This window comes from Dietzia sp. B19, assembly GCF_014145155.1.
In the GTDB taxonomy this organism is placed as follows: Bacteria; Actinomycetota; Actinomycetes; order Mycobacteriales; family Mycobacteriaceae; genus Dietzia; species Dietzia natronolimnaea.
Genome location: NZ_JAALED010000309.1, coordinates 1 through 4600 on the forward strand (window position 1 = coordinate 1; position 4600 = coordinate 4600).

6 protein-coding genes are annotated in these 4600 nt (G+C 71.6%); 4 read left to right on the forward strand and 2 right to left on the reverse strand.

The window, feature by feature from the left end:
• A partial coding sequence (locus tag G6020_RS09380) for a HAMP domain-containing sensor histidine kinase (protein WP_194306067.1) occupies positions 1 to 1068 on the reverse strand: 1068 nt, incomplete at its 3' end.
• 74 nt (positions 1069 to 1142) lie between these two features.
• Positions 1143 to 1865 carry a response regulator transcription factor gene (locus G6020_RS09385; RefSeq protein ID WP_182610435.1) on the reverse strand — a complete coding sequence of 241 codons (723 nt, stop codon included), beginning with the start codon at positions 1863 to 1865 and terminating at the stop codon, positions 1143 to 1145.
• A gap of 234 nt (positions 1866 to 2099) precedes the next feature.
• On the opposite strand from G6020_RS09385, the gene G6020_RS09390 reads away from it, so the two are divergent.
• The 4 genes from G6020_RS09390 to G6020_RS09405 all read left to right on the forward strand — a co-directional run.
• Positions 2100 to 2765, forward strand: a complete 666-nt coding sequence (locus tag G6020_RS09390; protein WP_182610432.1) for a DUF305 domain-containing protein — start codon at positions 2100 to 2102, stop codon at positions 2763 to 2765.
• Between the two features lie 2 nt (positions 2766 to 2767).
• Positions 2768 to 3394 carry a CueP family metal-binding protein gene (locus tag G6020_RS09395; protein WP_238556361.1) on the forward strand — a complete coding sequence of 209 codons (627 nt, stop codon included), beginning with the start codon at positions 2768 to 2770 and terminating at the stop codon, positions 3392 to 3394.
• Between the two features lie 269 nt (positions 3395 to 3663).
• On the forward strand, positions 3664 to 4221 hold the full coding sequence (locus G6020_RS09400) for a hypothetical protein (protein WP_182610433.1): 558 nt from the start codon (positions 3664 to 3666) through the stop codon (positions 4219 to 4221).
• Between the two features lie 62 nt (positions 4222 to 4283).
• A partial coding sequence (locus G6020_RS09405; RefSeq protein WP_182610434.1) for a metalloregulator ArsR/SmtB family transcription factor occupies positions 4284 to 4600 on the forward strand: 317 nt, incomplete at its 3' end.

Here is a 4600-nt window from a genome sequence, read left to right on the forward strand (position 1 = left end):
CGCGCCGTGCCCGGGGCCGTCGCTGGCCGCGCTGACGCGACCGCCGTGGGCCTCCACGAGTGCGCGGGTGATCGCCAGCCCGATGCCACTTCCCCCGCCGTGTCGGCCGCGGGCGGAGTCCACGCGGTAGAAGCGGTCGAAGAGGTGATCCAGGTGGTGCGCGGCCACGCCCTCGCCGGTGTCGGTGACAGTGACGGACACCCGCCTCAGAGCCACCGTGTCGGTGCCGGACGTCCTGGTGCCGGTGTCCGCGGGGAGCAGGCTGGTGCTGACGGTGACGGAGCCACCGGCAGGGGTGTGCCGTAATGCGTTGTCCAGCAGGTTCCCCAGTACCTGGCCCATGCAGTCGACGTCCACGGTGACCTCGGCGTCGACGAGGTCGCGGGCGGTGAGCTCCACCCCCTTGTCCGCGAACCGCTCCCGGGCGGCGTCGAGGGCGCTCCCCACCAACCCGGCGATGGTGGTGGGGACCGGATGGAGGCGGGTCAGGTGCTCCTCGACGGCCGAGACGGCCACGATGTCCGACGCCAGGCGTTCGAGTCGGCGGGTGGCCGTCCACAGCACCTCCCTCGTGTCGTCGTCGTAGTCCCGCACACCGTCGTCGACGGCCTCGAGGTAGGAGTCGATCGTGGCCAGCGGGGTGCGCATCTCGTGACCGAGATCGGCGAGCATCCGGCGTCGCGTGGTGTCGGTGGCGTCGAGTCTCCGGGCGAGTTCGTTGACGCTCGTCGCCAGGTCGTCGAACTCCCGCCCCAGCTCGGGACTCGCGACGCGCGTGTCGTAGCGCCCGCCGGCGATCTCGGCGGTCGAGGCGGTCACCACCGCGACCGAACGCTGGACCCTGCGGGTGAGGTACCAGCTCGCCAGCAACGCCAGGAGCACCGCGACGCCCACCGCCAGCCCCCAGGCCAGGACGATCGAATCCGTGAACGCCTCCTCGACGTGGGCGGCCTCCGCGGAGTCGTGCTCGATCCCGGCCTGCCCGAGGTGGTCGTGGAAGATCTCGGGCGCCAGCACCGAGGCGACGAGCCAGGCGCTCCCCGCGCAGCCCACCACCACCCCGGCCATGACCACCAGCAGACGCGTCCCGAAACTCGCCCCGGCGAGCCGACCGCGCCGCACCTCGCCGACAGCGCCGCCGCTCACCGCCCGGCCCCCATCCGGTAGCCCACTCCGCGGACGGTGCGGACGTAGCGACCCCGCGCGGCCTCGTCACCGAGCTTGCGGCGCAGGTGCGCGACGTGAACGTCCACCAGGTGGTCGTCGCCGACCCAGTTCGGGCCCCACACCCTCTCGATCAACTGGGATCGGGTGAACACGACACCCGGGTCGCGGGACAGGGCGGCGAGCACGTCGAACTCGGTTCGGGTCAGGGCGACGGCCTCCCCGTCGACGCTCACCTCGCGACCGGCCACGTCGATGGTCAGATCCCCGATCCTCCGCAGACGCGCGTCCACCGGGGTGGTGCCCGCGGACCCGGCGACCGCCACCTCGTCGTCATTCACGGTCGCGGGCCCCCGCGGTCTGCGCAACATCGCCTGGATCCTGGCCATGAGCTCACGGGGGCTGAACGGTTTCGTCATGTAGTCATCCGCGCCGACGGACAACCCGATCAGCGTGTCGACCTCGTCGGTCCGGGCGGTGAGCATCACGACGTACGCGTCGGAGTGGACCCGGACCCGCCGACACACCTCGACCCCGTCCAGGCCCGGCAACCCCAGGTCCAGGACGATCACATCGGGGTCCACCGACCGGGCGAGTGTGACCGCCTCTGCCCCGTCGCCGGTGACGGTGACCTCGAATCCGTCTCGGCGGAGATACGAGGCGACCAGGTCCGCGAGTGACTGCTCGTCGTCGACGACCATCGCGCGCAGCCCGGTGGGTGGGCGCGGCCCGGAACCGGGGGCACCGGCCTGTCCGTGGTCGCCAGGGCTGGGGGTCATGGGTCCCATCATCGCGCCCCGCCTGCGGATCCGCCGCCCCCGCGACGGCCTTGACCAAACCTTCACACGACCTCCATCCGGACCGCCGGACCCGACGGGCAGGATGGTTCCCAGCAGTCCGGGCGCCCGGCCGCTCCGTTCGAAAGGACCTCGACGATGACCAGCAGGATCTTCCTCGCCGCCGCAGCCGTGGCCGTCCTCACGCTCTCCGCCTGTGCCGACGACGGCGACGACACGACGGCCACGACGCCGGCCACGACCACCACCGCCGGGGACGGCGCTCCCGCGACCACCGAGGAGGGCGACGCGTCCGAGCACTCCGCCGCCGACGTGCGGTTCGCGCGGATGATGATCCCGCACCACGAGCAGGCCATCGAGATGAGCGACATCATCCTGGCCAAGGAGGGCGTCCCCGACGACGTCCGCGAGCTGGCCGAGGAGATCAAGGCCGCGCAGGGCCCGGAGATCGAGCAGCTCGACGAGTGGCTCGAGGAGTGGGGCGAGCCCGGCATGGGCCGCGGCGATCATGGCGACCACATGGGCGATCACATGGGCGACCAGATGGGTGACGCCGGCGAGATGCGCATGATGGACGGGATGCTCTCGCCGGAGGAGATGCAGGAGCTGGCCGACGCCGAGGGCACCGACGCCGCGCGGTTGTTCCTGGAGCAGATGATCGTCCACCACGAGGGCGCGATCGACATGGCCGAGGACCAGGTGTCCGGCGGCACGCACCCGGAGGCGGTCGAGCTGGCCCAGACCATCATCGACACCCAGCAGCGGGAGATCCATCAGATGCGCGAGATGCTCGCCGGCCTGTGACCGTGACGAGTGCTCTGACGACTGTTCCCCGCCCGTCCGCGCGCCGTCGCGCCCTGCTCGCGGCCGTGGTCGCGGGATCGTTGGGGCTGACCGCCTGCACCTCGGCCGGGCCGGAACCGGACTCCACCTCCGACCGGGCCGCGGCCACCCTCGTCGAGCGACACGGCCTCGAGGGGTTGGACGCCCGGCAGGTGATCGAGCGGCTCGACACCATGCCCGTGGCCGAGCGGCCCGACGACCTGTGGGCTTCCGTCGAACCGGACCAGCTGGTCCTGAGCGACCCCACCGGCGACCTCGAGGAGGCGGCGCTGCCGATGCCGGCCGACGAGTTCTACCTCTCCGTGGCCCCGTACCGGACCTTCACGCACGACTGCTTCTTCCACAGCCTCACCACGTGCCTCGGGGAGCTCGGCGGCGAGACCGTGCAGGTGACCGTGACGGACGGGGCGACCGGGCAGACCGTGCTCGACGAGACCCGCACGACCTACGACAACGGCTTCGTGGGCCTGTGGCTCCCGCGCGACCTCACCGGCACCCTGACGATCGCGCACGAGGGCGACTCGACGACCTCGCCCGTCTCCACCGGCGACGACGACCTGACCTGCCTGACCACGATGCAGGTGGCGTAGGCGGCGGCCGATCGCGTCGACCTATCTGACGACTGACCTGCTCAGGCCCGCGCCAATTGACCCGACTCGCCGAGGTGACGTACCCAACAGACGCCGGGAGAGCGGTGGCTCGTAGGGGTAGACCCTGACGACCCGGCCGGGCGCGCTGCAGGGGTCCCCCGATCTTCTCCCGGATTTCCGTTCCGCCCCGGGTGAGCGGCGCGCGGCCGCGGCTAGGGTGACCCCGACGTCAGTCGAGTCGCCTCTCCCGCACCGTGAAATGAGACGCCATGAACGAGCAGTTCCCCTACCGGCCCGACGAGTCCTCGGACGCCGGTCGGGACCGCCTTCCGGCGCCCACGGACCAGTTCGCCCCCATCCAGAGGTTCCCCCCTGAGCAGTTCCCGACGGAACGGTTCCCGACGGAGCAGTTCCCGACCCGCCCGGCCGCCGGGCCCGCCGAACCCCTGGCACACGAGGGCGGTCTGCCCTACGGCAACTCACCCGCCGCGCCGTACCGCCCTGACCAGGATTTCGCCCCCCGGCATCTGGGCGCGCCACCCGCGTTCGCCAACGACCCCTACGTTCCCGGCCCGTACCGGCCGTACCTGCCCCAGCACCTCATGCCGCAGCACGTCATGCCCCAGCAGTACCCGCCCCAGCCCTTCATGTCACAGCCCTTCATGCCGCAGCCCTTCATGCCGCAGCCGTACCCGATGCAGCAGACCGTGTTCGTCGCCAACGGCGGCGGCAGGCGCGTCAACCACGTGCTGCACCTGATCCTGACCATCCTCACCTTCGGCCTGTGGCTCCCGGTGTGGGCGGTGCTCGCGATCGCCAATTCCTAGCGGCCGGGTCGACGCCGGCGTCGACCCTGGAACACATCGCTCAACACAGTTATCATCGTCGAATGACGATCAATGCCGGGGTTGCGTGCGCGGACACCACCGGGTGCCGGTCAGGGACGGAGCCGGGAGCGACCCCCGAGTCAGGGCCCGGACTCGATGCCGCTGCCGCGCTGTTCCGCAGCCTGTCCGACGGAACCCGGCTGGCGATCATCCGCCGGCTCGCCCGCGGTGAGACCCGGGTCGCCGACCTGGTGGCCGAGCTCGGGCTGGCTCAGTCCACGGTGTCCGCCCACGTCGCGTGCCTGCGGGACTGCGGGCTCGTGGAGGGGCGACCGCAGGGCCGGCAGGTGTTCTATTCGCTCGCCCGTCCCGAGCTGAT